The organism is Streptomyces spiramyceticus, from assembly GCF_028807635.1.
GTDB classification, from domain to species: Bacteria; Actinomycetota; Actinomycetes; order Streptomycetales; family Streptomycetaceae; genus Streptomyces; species Streptomyces spiramyceticus.
Map to the genome: position 1 here is coordinate 5,092,506 of NZ_JARBAX010000001.1, position 14,261 is coordinate 5,106,766.

A 14,261-nucleotide genomic window follows, 5' to 3' on the forward strand; every position below is an offset into this window, starting at 1 on the left:
CCTCCCCTGCCCCCTCCGGCGACTGCGCTCGGCCGACGCCGAGGCGATGCCCCGGCCGACGCCCAGTCGACGACGCTCAGTCCAGGCGGCGGGCCATGCCCAGCAGGCCGGTCTCCGCGTCCGTGGGCTCGGTCATGACGTACTTGCGGTGCTTACGAGTGCACCACAGGGCGACGTTGTCGGAAAGCGTCGGCAGCATCTGGAGATGCTCGGCCGGGATGCCGAGGATCTCCCGTACGACTTCGGTCTCCTGAGGCGAAATCTGCTGGATTCCGATCAACTGCGCCTGCGCAAGCCAGCGCGGCGCGTGTTCGCTGACGAACGGAAGCACGGTCACCACGGACTGCCAGGGCAGGGACGTCACACGCCCACGAGGCGGACGTACGCCACAGTCGCGGATCAGCACAACGGGGCTGGAAACCGACGGTCCCTGCGCGGGCACCCGCCCCACCGGGTAGACCGTCATGCACGGCTGGCCGCCGCCCGCCGCCTGTGCTAGCTGCTGCCAGGCCTGCGGACGGCCCGTTTCGACGCCCACGCGCGCGCCCGTCGCGGCGGCGCGCAGCGCCAGGACCTGGGCCATCCACAGGCCGCCCACGAGTACGACGTCGAAGGGCGTAGGACGGGCCAGGCCGAGCACCGCCGGCTGGGACTCCGTGTCGATGCCGATGATCACGCCGTCGTCACCGATGGGCATGCTGATCGCCGCGATTTCCTCAGCGGTGACGACATGACGGTTGCGGCGCGGTCCGCGCAGCCCGAACCCCGGGCTGAAGATGCGCCGTTGCTGCTGGCGCGCATCGGGCTGCTGGATGATCGGGATCAGGCCCGTGTCGGTGGGCGATGCCACGTGCGCGGGCGTGCGGGCGGGTTCCTGGCCCCGCTGCCCCGGGTTCATGGTCGGCGTGGGGTAAGACATCAGTACGTACCTCCGAGAGGCAGGGTGGCGAGAGCTCCGGGGACCTGTTCGCGGTCGAGGCGCACGAGGCCGACCTTGGACGCACTGGCGGCACGCTCCAACTCCCGGCGGACCTGTCCGAGTTCGTTCTCGCCGCGGCCGGTGATGCGCAGATGCCCGGCGACCGAGATGCCCCGGTTGCCTGCCTTGCTCAGGGTCATGCTGAACGTCGTCGCGAGCACCGGCAGCGAGGTGAACTGCGTGACCATCTGCGGCAGTGCGACACCGCCGTCGCCCAACTGCGGCCAGCGGGAGATCCAGTACGTGGAGTGCCACCGGTCGTCGACGCGCCAGCTCCGTACCGACTCGACCGTACGCCGCTGAGTCGGGCGCCCCTCCTGACCGCGCTGCTGCGCATTGGCCCGGGGGTTGAGGCAGCTGGACGTCGCGAGCGCCTGTACGAGCTCGTTCTCGTCCAGGATGGTCGCCTCGAAGCCCGCCCCGGCCAGCCGGCTCGCCAGCTGGTCCGCCACCCGCAGCAGCGCGCGCTGGGCGCCGGGGACGCCGTCGCCGCGCGCCTCCACCGCCTCCGGGCACAGCTCGGGGTCGAGCTTGAGGGCGACCCAGGTGAGCCGCAGCGCGGGAGATCCGGCCTGGGCCTGGAGAGGCCCGTACGACCGTGCGGCGACGGACTGCTGGGGCAGATGCGGCGCGGGCGCCGGCTGGGTGTGCTGCACCACCTGCGCGGAGGCGAGCCGTATGCCGTCGACCTCAAGGGCGTCCCGGACCAGCTGGAGCGGGAGTTGGCGCCCGGCGAAGTCGGGGCGCAGCGGCTCGTCGCCCGGCTGCACGAAGAGCACCGCGGTCAGGAACGAGCCGTCGCCGATCATGCCGATCGAGCGATCGTCACGGGACACGAAGCTGTACGTCCGCAAAGCGGGGTCGCACTCCACGGTGGGTGCCAGCATCGGATCCGTACCCGGCGGAACGGGCAACTTGGCTTCGCGGCGGCGGCGCTTGAGGGCGCGCGTCGTTTCGTACCACTCGGGCAGCGGCCGGTGGTGGCGGCGCAGGATCGCCAGGAGCAGCAGCAGCGCGGCCACGGCGCCCGCGGGGGCGAGCAGCCAGCGACGGTCGGTGACCCACGCGGCCAGCATGATGGCGGCCGCGAGCTCCACCAGGATGAGCTGCTGCAGCCGCAGCGGGCCCATGCCGCCGGGGCTGGGCAGCGTACGCGGCGCCGCGGAGGCGGTCGCCGCGGGAGCCGCCGGGGCCTGCGCGGGTCTGCGGCGACGGCCCGGTTGCTGCTGTGCCGCTGCGCGGCGTCCGCGCCGAGTGCTCGTAGCGCTGGTCATCCCCCGGGACATCCCTTTCGCGAAGTGGCGCCGTCGTCGGTGGAGATCGTCGATGCAGATCTCAGCGACGGGGCCAGGGGCTCCGATTGCCCACAACAGTTGTGCGAGTGGTCACGGTACCCGCTGATGAACGTGGGGCGACACAGATGCAGGGCTACGAACATGGCAGGGCCTGTGAAGATGCGGCGGGGACCCGTACCTGGTTGATCGAGGTCGGGTGGCGCAGTGCATAGTGGGTGCCCTGTTCGGGCTGAAGCAGCCTTTGAGTACGACTGAGTACGACAAAACGGGAGAGCCAGGACCATGGCAAAGCGTCGGGATGAGCTCGCCGCCTATACGTTCGCTCGCAAGCGCACCGTCGCAGCGTTTTTGGCACCATCGCCCGGGGGCTCCGACGAAGGTGCGCCGCGCCCGGTTCGTACGGTAATGCCCAGCTTGGCGGTGGGTGTTGTGCTGGTGGTGGGCTTCATCGCCTGGGGTGTGATCAAGCCCTCGGCGCCCAAGGGCTGGGACACACCGGGCGAATACATCATCGTCGACAGCGATTCCACGACGCGCTACGTCGTGATCAAGGACAAGGGCGCGAACGACAAAGAAGTCCCGACGCTGCATCCCGTCCTCAACTACGCCTCCGCCAAGCTCCTTCTCGACAAGGGCAAGGGCAGCGTCATCGAGGTCCCCGGCAAGGACATCGACAAGAGCGGCATCCCGCACGGCGCGACGCTCGGCATCCCGTACGCTCCCGACCGGCTGCCCACCAAGGACGACGCCGAGAAGGCGAAGACGTGGGCGGTCTGCGAACAGCCGGCTCCCGGTTCGGGTACCTCCATCGACCGCGCCGTCTTCGTACTCGACGGCGAGGACGCGAAGTCGGTCGAGAACAAGGGGAAGGTCGACGAGCGCGAGGCGCTGTACGTCGTCGACACCAAGACCAAGCTGGAATACCTGGTCGACGGCAAGGGCAACGCGTTCCTGCTCGGCGACACAACGGGCCTCGACGGCACCACGATGGAGCAACTGCGCGCCGCCGTCATCGGCGTGCAGGCCGATCCGCAGCCGGTGAGCACGGAGTGGCTGCAGACCCTCAACCTGGGCGAGGCCATCACCTTCCCGACGGTGCCGTCCATCGGGGCGCCGACGACGGTGGAAGGGCTGCCCGACGAGGCGGGGACGGTGGGCCGCGTACTCAGGGCGCAGGACGCCCAGGGGGATCAGTACTACGTCGTACTGCAGGACAAGGTCGCGGCGATCACGCCGTTCGTCGCCGACCTGCTCAAGCGCTCGCCGTCGGCCAAGCGGGCGTACGGAACCGACGAGATCGCCGACATCAAGGCCGACACGTCGGACATCATCGCCGCCAACGGCGGCGGGGCGGACAACTTCTACGACGACAAGGGCTGGCCGCAGACCGTCCCGCAGCAGGCCAACTCCGCCTCCACGGCGAACGGCTCGGCCAACACCACCTCGTGCAGCGTCTACAGCGGCACGATCGGCGCGGACAAGAAGCCGAAACTCGCCGCCTGGGCCGGGACGACGTACCCCAAGAAGGTCATCGCCGACTCGCTGAGCGCGTACGTCTCTTCCGGCTCGGGTCTGCTCTTCCAGGAGGTCACGGGCGCGGCGGGGGGTGGCGGTGCGACGTACCTGCTGACGGACACGGGCCTGCGCTACTCGCTGCCGGCGGGCAACGACAGCGCGGCGGACAAGACCGGCAAGGGCTCGTCGCAGAGCTCATCGCAGGGCGGCGAGCCGAGCGAGACCGACAAGGCGCGCACGCGCCTGGGATACGAGAAGGTCGCCAACCCCGCGATCGTGCCGCAGACATGGGCGAAGTTCATCCCGAAGGGGCCGATGCTGGACACCGGCAGCGCAGCGCAGCCGCAGAGCCAGTGAGTCCAACGCTCCTGGTGGCAGCGCGACTTGGTGTATTCGATCACAGGGTCGTCGCGTGTGTGTGTGAAGTCTGTAACTGATGTCCGGCGCAAGCGATTGTGTGACGGACGGACGATAGAGTGTTTGTAGCGATCATTGATGTGACGCATATCCGGGGAGTGGCACAGGCTTTCCGGACCATCGACGACATGGGGGAAGGTTCACCATGGCCGGCCAGTTTCGGGTAACAGAAGATGACCTGAGCAAGCTCTCGGGCGACATCACCACGGCGAATGGTCAGATCCAGGGGGAGATCCGCCGCCTCACCGGAGTTATCGAGCAGGTCGCGGGCGGCTGGCAGGGCCAGGCGGCCAAGTCCTACCACCAGCTCCAGGAGCGGTGGAACCAGGACGCGAAGAGGATGAGCGACATCCTCGCCGACATCAAGGAAGCCGTGGACTCCACGCGGAGCAACTACACCGCGTCGGAAGAGCAGCAGAACGCTGAAGTCAGCAAGATCATGTCTGACTTCGGCTGAGTAAGCCGCTCTGAGCCCGACGTTCAGCCGGGCTCTCCCCCTTCCCGAGACCTCTTCCTGACCTGAAAGGGAGCGACGATGTCGATTCTCGTCAATTACGCCACCATCACCAACGCGTCCACGGACGTGCGCAGCACCGCCGGCCGTATCAAGCAGCAGCTCGACGACCTCGAGACCGCTGTCAAGCGCGTAGCCACCACCTGGGAAGGTGAGGCGCAGGAGGGTTACCAGCGCAAGCAGCGCGACTGGGACAAGACTGCGGCTGACCTGCACCAGACGCTGATGAAGATTGCCACGGCGCTGCAGAACTCGGCCGACAACTACCGGGAAACTGAGAAGAGCAACGCCAACACCTGGGGCTGATCCGCCCAGGTGGGACGAAGAGGGCGGCCCGGCCGACGCCAAGGCGTCCGCTGGGCCGACCCACTTCTGCAGACCGCACACTTTTGCTTGACACACAGCTTCGATTCCGATGGAAGCAAGAAGAGCCCTGGGGAGCCTGAACATGGGGGTCCTGACACCCCGTCCGCGTACGCGCACGAGTGGAACCCGCGCACTGCAGCGGGTCTTTGGCGTACTCGCGGTCACAGGCGTCTGTCTCGCCTGCGCCCCTACGGCACTGGCCGCTCCGGCACCACCCAATCGCCCCGAACCTGAATTCGGGCTGTCGTCCAGCTCCGAATGCGTCTTCGGCGGCAACATCATCAAGTCCACGCCGTGGTCACTCCAGCGCGTACTCCTGGACCAGCTGCGCGAGCAGGCGACGGGCAAGGGCGTGACGGTCGCTGTCATCGACACCGGCGTCGACGACTCGAACGACCAGCTGCGCGGCGCGATGGCCCCCGGCGGCAAGGACTACGTCGGCAAGTCGAAGGACGGCACCGAGGACGTCGAGGGCCACGGCACCAGGGTCGCGGGCATCATCGCAGCGCGCGCGATCAAGGACACAGGCTTCGCGGGCATAGCCCCGGAGGCCAAGATCCTCTCGCTCCGCTACACCGGCGCGGAGGACAAGCAGGGCGACTCGGGCACCATGTCCGCGGCGATCAGCGACGCGGTCGCCAAGGGCGCCAAGATCATCAACATCTCCTCGGACACCGCGAAGAAGCAGGACAACACGAAGCTGCGGAATACGGTGGCGGAGGCCGTGAGCGAGGGCGTCCTGATCATCGCGGCATCCGGCAACGACGGCGCCGACGGCAAGTCCGAGAACACGTACCCGGCTTCGTATCCCGGAGTCCTGGCGGTAGCGGCATCCGACCGCAACGACGAACGCGCCTTCTTCTCGCAGGCGGGCAACTTCGTGGACATCGCGGCGCCCGGCGTCGGCATGGTCTCGACGGTCCCGCAGGGCGGCCAGTGCACGGCAGACGGCACGAGCTTCGCGGCCCCGTACGTAGCGGGCGTAGCGGCGCTGCTCAAGGAAAAGCACCCGAACTGGACGGCGTCCCAAATCACCACCCGCCTCCAGGAAACCGCCATCCGCCCGGGCCGAGGCCCGAACCGCTACCTGGGCTGGGGAGTGGTGGACCCGGTAGCGGCCCTGTCGGACGAGTCGACCCCGGGCACCCGGCCGAAGGAGGACCCGCCGGTGAAGGCGGGCGCGGGTGAGGTGATCCCCATGGCGGTAACTGTGGGGGAGACGGAGGCGGAGCAGGAGCGCCGGGTTGCCATGTACGTGATGGGGACGGGGCTGCTGCTGGTGTTCGTTGTCGGCGGGAGCGGGGTGGCTGTGCGGGACTGGCGGCGTAAGCAAGCTGGCGAGCCATCGTCGGGCTGAACAGGCATCCACGTTGATCAGGCGCGAGTTGGCGCTGAAGACTTAGCAAATAGGGGAGAGGAACGGGGACATGACCAATACGAGCGCCGACCTGCGGGTTGATCTGAGCGCACTGGATGAGGTCCTTTCGAAGCTGCGGGGCCTGTTGAAGGACATGGAGGGCGCTCGTAGTACATCGACTTACGAGACGGAAATCCCGCTGAGCGCATTCGGGCACGCCGACTTCAAGCAGGCGAAGACGCTTCATGGGGCCCATCAGAAGATGAAGGCCAGGATCGAAGAGATCATCAAGCAGCTCGAGGATTTGATCGACGACTTCGGTAAGAAGACGTCGAAGGTCAGGGACAAGTACAGCAATCGCGAAGCCGACACCAAGCGCGGCCTGGGTAACGGTTCGGGTGGCAAAGACTCGCTCGCCAATTAGTGCCAGATTCGGATTGCTGACAGAGGGGATGTTCAATCATGGCCGGCGACAACACGGGCAACAAGCACATGAATGGGCAGGCGGAGGCGGAGAACCGAGAAGAGAGGAAGACGGAGCGAGACAGTACGCACGACCGCCTGGTCGAGCGGGAGAAAGCTAACAACGGCGGCAAGACGGCAATTGATCGAAAGGAAGAAGACACCTGGTACTTCCAGGAGTACTCGATCAACGGCCTGCGACGGATGATCCTGGACGCGAAGCCCGGCACGCTCATGGAGGTCGGTGGGCACTGGAAAAAGGTCCACGAGCTTCTCTCCGGCGGCGATGGCAATGGAGCCGCAGGCGAGGTGGACAGGACATCCAAGAAGGACAGCGTCGCCGGCTTGATGGAGACGGCGGTCGAAAACGTCCTGGAGCACTGGCACGGGGCGGCGGCCGAGGCGTTCCGCAAGAGGTCGAAAGAAATCGTCGTCGACATTCGCAACGGTGCCGCCCACGCGAATCTGACAGCTGCGAATCTTGACGCGGTGGGCAAGCTCCTCAACGCCTCCATCCAGGAGATGGAGAAGATTGAGGAGCCCAGCGCGGCGGAGCGCGCCAAGGACAGGCTCAACGACGACGGCCGCAACGACGACCAGCTGAAGAAGGACCTCGACGCGGGGGTCAGCGCCGGTACTGCAGCCCAGGCCAGTGAGAAGACGCTCTCGTTGACCAGGGAGCGGCAGCTGAAGGCTATTGCCGTGATGGAGAATCTGTCGCGCGGTTATACCACCGTCAGCAACAACATTAAGCCGGCGCCGGGGATCAGCGACAAGCGCGTTGAGCCTCCACGCGACGATGTGCAGATGCCTCCAGCCCCCGTGATTCCGGGCCCATCGACTGGCCCGGGACGGGCGGGTGCAGCTCCCAAGCCGTGGAGTGCCGGCAACGCCAACAACATCGGTAATACGCCCCAGGTCCCCCGTGCCAAGGGCATCACCGGAGGCTCGCAACTCCCGTCCACCGGGACCAATGTGGACAGCATCAAGCCCGGACTGACGGGACCCGGTCTTGGCTCGAGCAACGGAATTGGTCCCGGCGGTGGCGGCGGTACCGGTGGCACCTCAGGCCCGGGCCTGGCGGGCACCGGCGGCGTCCCGGGCTTGGGAGTCGGCGGCAGTCGCAATGGCCTTAATACCCCCGGTGGCCGTGGTGGCGGCCGGGCCGGCGGCCCGGGTGGAGCCGGAGCCGGCCGCGGAAGCGGCCGAGCGGGTATGCCCGGCATGGGCGGTGGCGCTGGAGCTGGCGGGGCAGGCCGTGGTGGCGCTGGTGCCGGAGGCCGCGGAGCCCTGGCTAAGGCTCGCGGCGGCGTAGTGGGTGCGGCCAAGGGCGTCGCTGGCAAGGGCGCGGGCACTGGCTCGGGCCTGCATGGTAGCCGTGGTGGCTCGCAGCGTGGCGGCATGATGGGTGCTGGCGCCGGTGGCATGGGCGGCCGTGGTGGTCGTCGGTCCGAGGAAGAGAAGGGCCAGGGCGACCGTCCCGACTACCTTGTCGAGGACGAAGAGACCTGGATCTCGGAAGAGGACCGTAACCGGAACGTGCCGCGCAACATCGAGTAGGCACGGACGAACCGGGATCGTCGTCGACGGTTCGTCTTGAAGGCTGGCGTAGACAGCTGCAGTTGAGTGAGGAGCAAGGAATGGGTGTCAAGCGGGTCTGGTCCGCGGCAGGAGCCGTGACGCTGGCGGGAGCCTTGCTCCTCACATCAGCTCCAACAGCCTCAGCGGATTCCGTACGGGATCGGCAGTGGGCGATGGAGGCGTTCAACGGCGAGAAGACCTGGGCTGAGTCGCAGGGGGAGGGGGTTACGGTTGCCGTCATTGATACTGGCGTGGAGAGAACCCATCCTGATCTGGTTGGACAGGTTTTGCCGGGGAAGGACTTCACCGACGACGGCGGGGACGCTAATGATGACGCCGACGGTCATGGCACCGGGATGGCGAGCATCATCGCTGGCCACGGGCATGGACCGGGCAATTCCGAAGGCGTGATGGGCCTGGCGCCGAAGGCTAAGATCCTCCCGGTGCAGTACTGGGATGAGTACAAACTCTCTGACAAGAGGATGGCGTCTGCCATCCGCTATGCGGTGGACGAAGGGGCATCGGTAATTAACCTCTCAGTCAAAGATGAGGATGTTACCGAGGAATCAAAGACTGCGGAGGCCGTCGCCTACGCCCAAGAGCACGATGTTGTCGTGGTTGCGGGGACCGGTAATGAGGGCTTGCCAGTCGGATACCCGGCAAAGCTTCCAGGTGTGGTCGCCGTGGGTGCCGTTGATAAGTCTCTGGCGATTTGGAGAAGGTCCAACCACGGTGTCGGCGTCACGCTCACCGCTCCGGGCGTAGACATCGTCCAGGCGGCGGCTGAGGTCGAAAGCCCCAACGGCTATGGGGATGGCACAGGTACATCTAACGCCACGGCCTACGTATCAGCCACCGCAGCCCTAGTCCGCGCCAAGTTCCCCGACCTCACCGCAGGCCAGGTCATCAACCGCCTGATCAAGTCGGCAACCTTCGCCCAGCACGACATCAAGAAGGCTCCCGACGACGAGTACGGCTACGGGATCATCCGCCCCCTCAAGGCGCTCACGATGGACATCCCCAAGGGCCCCAAGGAGGGCCCCTTGGAGCAGGCGCCATCGGACAGCTCCTCCAAGGCCGGCAGCGCTTCCGCGGGCAACGATGACGGCTCAACTCAGGCCGAGAAGAAGTCTTCTTCGAGCAGCCTGCCCCTCGTCATCGGCGGCATCGCAGCCGCCGTAGTCATCGGCGGCATCATCTTCGCTGTGCTTCGAAGCCGCGGAAACCGTGGCAACGGTGGCCCTGGTCCCGGTGGCCCCAACGGCGGGAGTTACCCCCAGGGCATGGGCTACCCGAACCAACCGCCGTACCCGACGGCCCAGCAGCCGTACCCCACCGCCGCTCCAGGCCAGTCCCCGCACAACCCCATCCCCTACGGCCAACAGCCGCCACACCAGGGGCAGTAGAGCAGGAGCGCTCTACCGGACAAGGTGCTGTCCGCAATCTATTCACCATCAAGGTCTCCACTCGCGGTCAGCACGGAGCACCGTATATGCGGGTCTCAACGCGTCAACAGTCCGTCGCTGGCCCAAGGGCGCCGAGGACGGCGGCGCGTGGGTCGCCGGCGATCTGGCCTTCGGTGGAGTCATGATTGTGCCCGGAACGAACGACATGCTGTTCATGCAGCCCCCTGACTGGCAGAAGTTCACGCAGGAGCGCGAACAGGCTGACGCTGCACGCATCGCGCGAGCGGAGCAGGCTGGGATCACCAAGCTCATCGAGAAGGAACCGAGGATGATGTACGGCTCGTAGCCGCCACGTCATGACAACGGTGCCGGGCTCCCAGAGCCCGGCACCGTCGCGTTCCCGCCCTACCCGCTCCCCTTCAGCTCCAGCTCCGCCCAGACCGTCTTCCCAACCGTGAGCGCCTCCACGTCCCATCGCGCCGCGAGTGCATGGACGATGACGAGCCCACGCCCGAACTGGTCCTCGCACTCGGCAGAGCGGAGAGCCGGTCTGCGCTCCCCCTTGGGGTCGGTGACGGCGATCCGTAAGACCGACTGGGCGAGGACTGCCTCCACGCGGAAGAGCCGATCCCTGAGGCAGCCGTGGAGCAGGGCGTTCGTTACCAGCTCGCTGGTAACGAGGGCCGCGTCCGCCGTGACTTCAGGATGTCCCCATTCGCCGACCAGCCAGGCGATCCGCCTGCGGGCGGTGGGGACGGACCCCAGCCTGGGCGGGTAAGTGACTACGTCGTAGCCGACGTTGGGTGATGCCTCCATGCACACGCACCTCCTTGTTCGAGCGGGCCACGAGACGGTGGCATGCCGCGCCCGCGCAGGGCGGAGCGGTGCACTTCCGCCAACTGGCTCCGCTGTGCGAGCGGTGGAGTACTGACGGTAGCCACGTCGATGCTGAGAGCGCAAGAACTCTCGGAGATATCTGTCTCCGAGAATCGCTTGTCTTGGCTCGGAGATCGACTGCACACTGGGTTCAACTCGAGAAAGGTGGTGCGAAGTGGCAAGCGGTCAGGCCAGTTTGGGCAACCGGGTGTCGACGGTCCTGGCCCGGAAGCTAGGCGGCGAGCTACTGCGACTACGCGACGCAGCAGGGCTGACCCAACCGCAGGCTGCGGCGGCACTGAGTGCTACGGCGGCGAAGGTCGCCAAGATGGAACGCGGCTGGGTGCCGTTCCGGGACCCCGACATCTTGGCTCTCTGCCAGCTGTACGGGGTGGACGACTCGAAGACCGTCGACAGCCTCTTGCATATCGCGAAGCTCGACCGTGAAAGGCGGAAGGCCAAGGGCTGGTGGAAGCACTCTCCCAACGCGGGGGCGCTGGCCGAGTACATCGCTATGGAGGACGTGGCCACACGCGTCCGCACCTGGCAGCTGTCGTTGGTTCCCGGACTGTTCCAAACTGCGGAGTACGCGCGCGCACTCGCTGTGAGCGACGGCGTATGGGAGGACCCGGACGACATCGAGCGCATCGTCGCGGTCAGGATGAAGCGGCAGGCCCGCCTGGCTGGCGAGACGCCCCTGCAGGTACATGCCGTGATCTGGGAGGCGGCGCTGCGGCAACTGGTCGGCGGCCCGGAGGTCATGCGGGCTCAGCTCGCTCACGTGCTGGATATGGCCAAACTCCCCAACATCCATGTTCAGGTGTTGCCCTTCCGGGCCGGTGGATACCCCTGTATCGGCGGTGCCTTCAACATCGTCTCCTTCGCCGAAGCTGGTGCAGTGGACGTGGTTCATGTGGACACCATTGCCTCTACCGTGTGGGTGGAGGACGCGAACGAAGGCGCCGCGTACGGCACATTCTTCGACCGTACGGCCAGGCTCAGCCTGTCACCGCATGACTCCGAGCTACTCATCGAGTAGCATTGGCAAGGGGACGCAGGCGTGACCCGGTTCGAGTTTGTGAAGTCCAGCTACAGCACGTCCGCCGGCGAGTGCGTCGAGGTTGCCACGAACATCCCCGGCACCGTCGCCGTACGGGACTCCAAGGACCCGGACAGTAAGATACTTCGCTTCAGCACAGCCGCATGGCAGGCATTTCAGTCACGAGGGACGCTCAGGTGTTGAACCCAGCCCGACGTCCCTGACGTCGAGCAGTGCTGAAGCGCAACTAAAGCCCTGCTGTACAAGGTCCTTGCTGTACGCACCGGCATCATCGGGCCTTTGTGAACAGGCGATGCTGCCCCGCGCTGACCCGGTGCCCCTGGCGAGTGAGTTCGAGGGCGAGTCTCCTGGTCGACTTGGTCGTCCAGCGCAGCGGTGACATCGGATCCCCCGCATATGTCCGGCTCGACCAGAGCCAGCAGGGCCGGCCGCAGCCCCGGGTTCACCTCGGCGGCCTTCTTGCGCCCGCCGCCGGGACGGCGCACCCGTCCCAGCGGCCCCTCGCCCGCCTCCAGCTCGTCCACGCCTTTGCGGACCGCGGTCTCGCTGACCTGAGCCGCCTGCGCGACCAGCCGGACACCGCCGTGTCCCAGGACCCGGGCCTCGGCTCCCATCAGCAGCCGACGCTGCCGCTCGTCCAGATGCGAGAACAACACCCCGAACTTCACGGCCAGTTGATCACGAGTCTCGTTCGGGATGCCCGTACCACGTGAACGAGCCCGAATACGGGAAGCAGCACGTTGATTCTCTGCGAGCCCTTAGTTTGGCGTTTATGCTGCGTGCCTGTTCGTAGTGCCCCTCGCAGCGTTTGGTTTGCCGTGTTTTCCGACGGGGTGCTCGTGTGCGCGGTGCTTGGTTCTTCGTGCCGGTTGGTCGGCCGGGGCCTGCGGTGCTGGATTTCGGTGCGCCGGCCAGCTGAGGGGTCTTCCCGCAGAGGCGGCGAAATCCTCGGCGGACGCGGGCGGGTGTGAGGCGCCTTGGGCGCGCGGGCGGTTCCCAGGGCCGGGTGGTTCCTCTGCGAGGGTGGCCGAGGCGGAGTTGGGCGTGGGCGGCGATGACCAGCCAAGTCCAGCGATCGGCGGCGGCTGGCTCACGGAGTTTGGGAGTGGTCCAGCCCATCGTCTGCCTGATCATTCTGAAGGTAGTTCAAGATCGAATATGCGTAGGAACGCCCCCTGTAAACGACGCCGCGCGAAGTCACCTCTTTTACATCGCGTACGCGAATCAGCACCGTAACTGGTCGCACTGACAGCGTCTCAGGGTCCTCATGTTTCTTTGGCGGCACATGGCTTGAATGCACTGCTCTGCGAGCTGCTCACCGACCACAAGAGCGTCCAATGGGGCAGGAGCGGGCGTCTCCCCTTGATCTGGTGCCTCAGTGCGTCGGAGGTTCGGCGTGGGCGGCGGCCTCCGGTGAGTGGCAACACCGCCCACATCTGGGTCCCGCCCCCGGCTCGCGAGCGTCCCCGAATGCCGCCCGTCCGGCCAGTGTGCCGAAACCCAGCGCGGCACGTCCCGGCGTTGTCAGGGCTGCTCTGACTTGCTGCGACAGGCCATCGGCGGTTGCCTCTCACCTCCGCTCGGACTAGAGCGCCTCACGGCGCGAACCGTCTACTGGAGGCTGAGGCACCGGCGTCGTCATGTTCGCCGTATGGGCGTCGCGTCGCCTACCCGCCTACTACCCGAAATCAGCCCTGACTTGGTCGGAGATGCTGGCTCTCCTCTCGCCGCCGTTTTCCGGGCCGGACGGAGGCGGTTCTGCGTCGCTGGCGACCGTGAGGTCGTGGGCCGACTTCGACAACAGCGAGACGTAGAAGGGGAGATCCGGCAGCGACGGAGTGGTCAGGCTCATGACGAGCAGCCGACGCATGCGAGGGAGGGGGAGGTAGACATCGGCCCGCGCGAGGGGCAGGGACGGTGCCGTGTCATCCCCCGGGTCGGACTGCCATTCCAGGCCGCACAGAACGAGCACGCCCGGCCCTGCTGGAACGCGGATGTCCTCGACTGTGTTGTTCTCGTTCGCGGAGAGCGCCTCGAAAAGGCCGCGCGCGGACAACTCGGCATCGGCCTCGTCCAGAGGGTCGAGGCGGGCCAGCAGCGAGGCGGTGGTGAGCCGGCCGTCCGGCGCCTCGTCCAGGCAGAAGCCCGCGTAGAAGGAATTCTCGGCCAGCGCGTGGTCGGCCATTTCGCGGTAGGTATGGAAGGTGACTTCGCGTTGGAAGTCGCTTCCGGTCGGCCAGATTTCCTCTGCGATGGACCAGAGTTGCTCGAGACGCCTCTCCTCGTCCAAGTCCAGGCCCAGGGAGTGAAATCCCCCAGGTATGTCCAAGTGCAGCTCATCGCTCAGTGCGGCCATCACATGTTCTCCCACTGGGCCGGCCTCAGACTCACGCTGGGGCGGATGTGATTGGGCCTCGGTACATCCAGAATCAC

General features: G+C 66.7%; 14 protein-coding genes and 1 pseudogene. 10 read left to right on the forward strand and 5 right to left on the reverse strand.

Translation table 11 applies throughout. The features are described 5' to 3' along the window. Nucleotides 1-76: 76 nt before the first annotated feature. Nucleotides 77-919, reverse strand: a complete 843-nt coding sequence (locus PXH83_RS23510; RefSeq protein ID WP_274562556.1) for a hypothetical protein — start codon at nucleotides 917-919, stop codon at nucleotides 77-79. Further along, a complete protein-coding gene (gene eccE / locus PXH83_RS23515; protein WP_274562557.1) occupies nucleotides 919-2,253 on the reverse strand; it encodes a type VII secretion protein EccE in 1,335 nt (444 codons plus the stop codon). Before eccE ends, PXH83_RS23510 begins: the two co-directional genes overlap by 1 nt. Nucleotides 2,254-2,556: 303 nt before the next feature. Between eccE and eccB the strand changes: the two genes are divergently transcribed. From eccB to PXH83_RS23555, 8 genes are all read left to right on the forward strand, one after another. Continuing rightward, nucleotides 2,557-4,146: a type VII secretion protein EccB gene (eccB, locus tag PXH83_RS23520; protein ID WP_274562558.1), complete on the forward strand. Its 1,590-nt coding sequence runs from the start codon at nucleotides 2,557-2,559 to the stop codon at nucleotides 4,144-4,146. A gap of 205 nt (nucleotides 4,147-4,351) precedes the next feature. Beyond that, the gene (locus PXH83_RS23525; protein ID WP_274562559.1) at nucleotides 4,352-4,663 is read left to right on the forward strand and encodes a WXG100 family type VII secretion target; all 312 of its coding nucleotides are present in this window, start codon (nucleotides 4,352-4,354) and stop codon (nucleotides 4,661-4,663) included. Nucleotides 4,664-4,741: 78 nt separating this feature from the next. Then, nucleotides 4,742-5,026: a WXG100 family type VII secretion target gene (locus PXH83_RS23530; protein WP_274562561.1), complete on the forward strand. Its 285-nt coding sequence runs from the start codon at nucleotides 4,742-4,744 to the stop codon at nucleotides 5,024-5,026. Between the two features lie 142 nt (nucleotides 5,027-5,168). Continuing rightward, nucleotides 5,169-6,443, forward strand: a complete 1,275-nt coding sequence (gene mycP / locus PXH83_RS23535) for a type VII secretion-associated serine protease mycosin (protein ID WP_274562563.1) — start codon at nucleotides 5,169-5,171, stop codon at nucleotides 6,441-6,443. 70 nt (nucleotides 6,444-6,513) lie between these two features. Next, nucleotides 6,514-6,867, forward strand: coding sequence for a hypothetical protein (locus PXH83_RS23540; RefSeq protein WP_274562564.1), 354 nt, complete (start codon nucleotides 6,514-6,516; stop codon nucleotides 6,865-6,867). 38 nt (nucleotides 6,868-6,905) lie between these two features. Further along, nucleotides 6,906-8,465: a hypothetical protein gene (locus PXH83_RS23545; protein WP_274562565.1), complete on the forward strand. Its 1,560-nt coding sequence runs from the start codon at nucleotides 6,906-6,908 to the stop codon at nucleotides 8,463-8,465. An 80-nt stretch (nucleotides 8,466-8,545) separates the two neighbouring features. Then, nucleotides 8,546-9,892, forward strand: coding sequence for a type VII secretion-associated serine protease mycosin (gene mycP / locus PXH83_RS23550; protein WP_274562566.1), 1,347 nt, complete (start codon nucleotides 8,546-8,548; stop codon nucleotides 9,890-9,892). Between the two features lie 181 nt (nucleotides 9,893-10,073). After that, complete coding sequence (locus PXH83_RS23555; protein WP_274562567.1) at nucleotides 10,074-10,238, forward strand: hypothetical protein; 165 nt, start codon at nucleotides 10,074-10,076, stop codon at nucleotides 10,236-10,238. Between the two features lie 59 nt (nucleotides 10,239-10,297). Here PXH83_RS23555 and PXH83_RS23560 read toward each other — a convergent pair whose 3' ends face one another. Continuing rightward, a complete protein-coding gene (locus PXH83_RS23560) occupies nucleotides 10,298-10,708 on the reverse strand; it encodes an ATP-binding protein (protein ID WP_274562568.1) in 411 nt (136 codons plus the stop codon). 235 nt (nucleotides 10,709-10,943) lie between these two features. Between PXH83_RS23560 and PXH83_RS23565 the strand changes: the two genes are divergently transcribed. After that, the gene (locus tag PXH83_RS23565; protein WP_274562569.1) at nucleotides 10,944-11,807 is read left to right on the forward strand and encodes a helix-turn-helix domain-containing protein; all 864 of its coding nucleotides are present in this window, start codon (nucleotides 10,944-10,946) and stop codon (nucleotides 11,805-11,807) included. Nucleotides 11,808-11,846: 39 nt separating this feature from the next. Beyond that, the gene (locus PXH83_RS23570) at nucleotides 11,847-12,011 is read left to right on the forward strand and encodes a DUF397 domain-containing protein (RefSeq protein WP_420803238.1); all 165 of its coding nucleotides are present in this window, start codon (nucleotides 11,847-11,849) and stop codon (nucleotides 12,009-12,011) included. A gap of 118 nt (nucleotides 12,012-12,129) precedes the next feature. Here PXH83_RS23570 and PXH83_RS23575 read toward each other — a convergent pair. Then, nucleotides 12,130-12,442 (reverse strand): annotated as a pseudogene (locus PXH83_RS23575) (ISAzo13-like element transposase-related protein); the annotation flags it as partial. A 1,064-nt stretch (nucleotides 12,443-13,506) separates the two neighbouring features. After that, nucleotides 13,507-14,184, reverse strand: a complete 678-nt coding sequence (locus PXH83_RS23585; RefSeq protein WP_274562574.1) for a hypothetical protein — start codon at nucleotides 14,182-14,184, stop codon at nucleotides 13,507-13,509. Nucleotides 14,185-14,261: the final 77 nt, after the last annotated feature.

Bases quoted from the DNA above. Each gene is read 5' to 3' on its own strand.
- PXH83_RS23510 (WP_274562556.1), bottom strand. From the start codon at position 919: ATGTCTTACCCCACGCCGACCATGAACCCGGGGCAGCGGGGCCAGGAA.
- eccE (WP_274562557.1), bottom strand. From the start codon at position 2,253: ATGACCAGCGCTACGAGCACTCGGCGCGGACGCCGCGCAGCGGCACAG.
- eccB (WP_274562558.1), top strand. From the start codon at position 2,557: ATGGCAAAGCGTCGGGATGAGCTCGCCGCCTATACGTTCGCTCGCAAG.
- PXH83_RS23525 (WP_274562559.1), top strand. From the start codon at position 4,352: ATGGCCGGCCAGTTTCGGGTAACAGAAGATGACCTGAGCAAGCTCTCG.
- PXH83_RS23530 (WP_274562561.1), top strand. From the start codon at position 4,742: ATGTCGATTCTCGTCAATTACGCCACCATCACCAACGCGTCCACGGAC.
- mycP (WP_274562563.1), top strand. From the start codon at position 5,169: ATGGGGGTCCTGACACCCCGTCCGCGTACGCGCACGAGTGGAACCCGC.
- PXH83_RS23540 (WP_274562564.1), top strand. From the start codon at position 6,514: ATGACCAATACGAGCGCCGACCTGCGGGTTGATCTGAGCGCACTGGAT.
- PXH83_RS23545 (WP_274562565.1), top strand. From the start codon at position 6,906: ATGGCCGGCGACAACACGGGCAACAAGCACATGAATGGGCAGGCGGAG.
- mycP (WP_274562566.1), top strand. From the start codon at position 8,546: ATGGGTGTCAAGCGGGTCTGGTCCGCGGCAGGAGCCGTGACGCTGGCG.
- PXH83_RS23555 (WP_274562567.1), top strand. From the start codon at position 10,074: ATGATTGTGCCCGGAACGAACGACATGCTGTTCATGCAGCCCCCTGAC.
- PXH83_RS23560 (WP_274562568.1), bottom strand. From the start codon at position 10,708: ATGGAGGCATCACCCAACGTCGGCTACGACGTAGTCACTTACCCGCCC.
- PXH83_RS23585 (WP_274562574.1), bottom strand. From the start codon at position 14,184: ATGGCCGCACTGAGCGATGAGCTGCACTTGGACATACCTGGGGGATTT.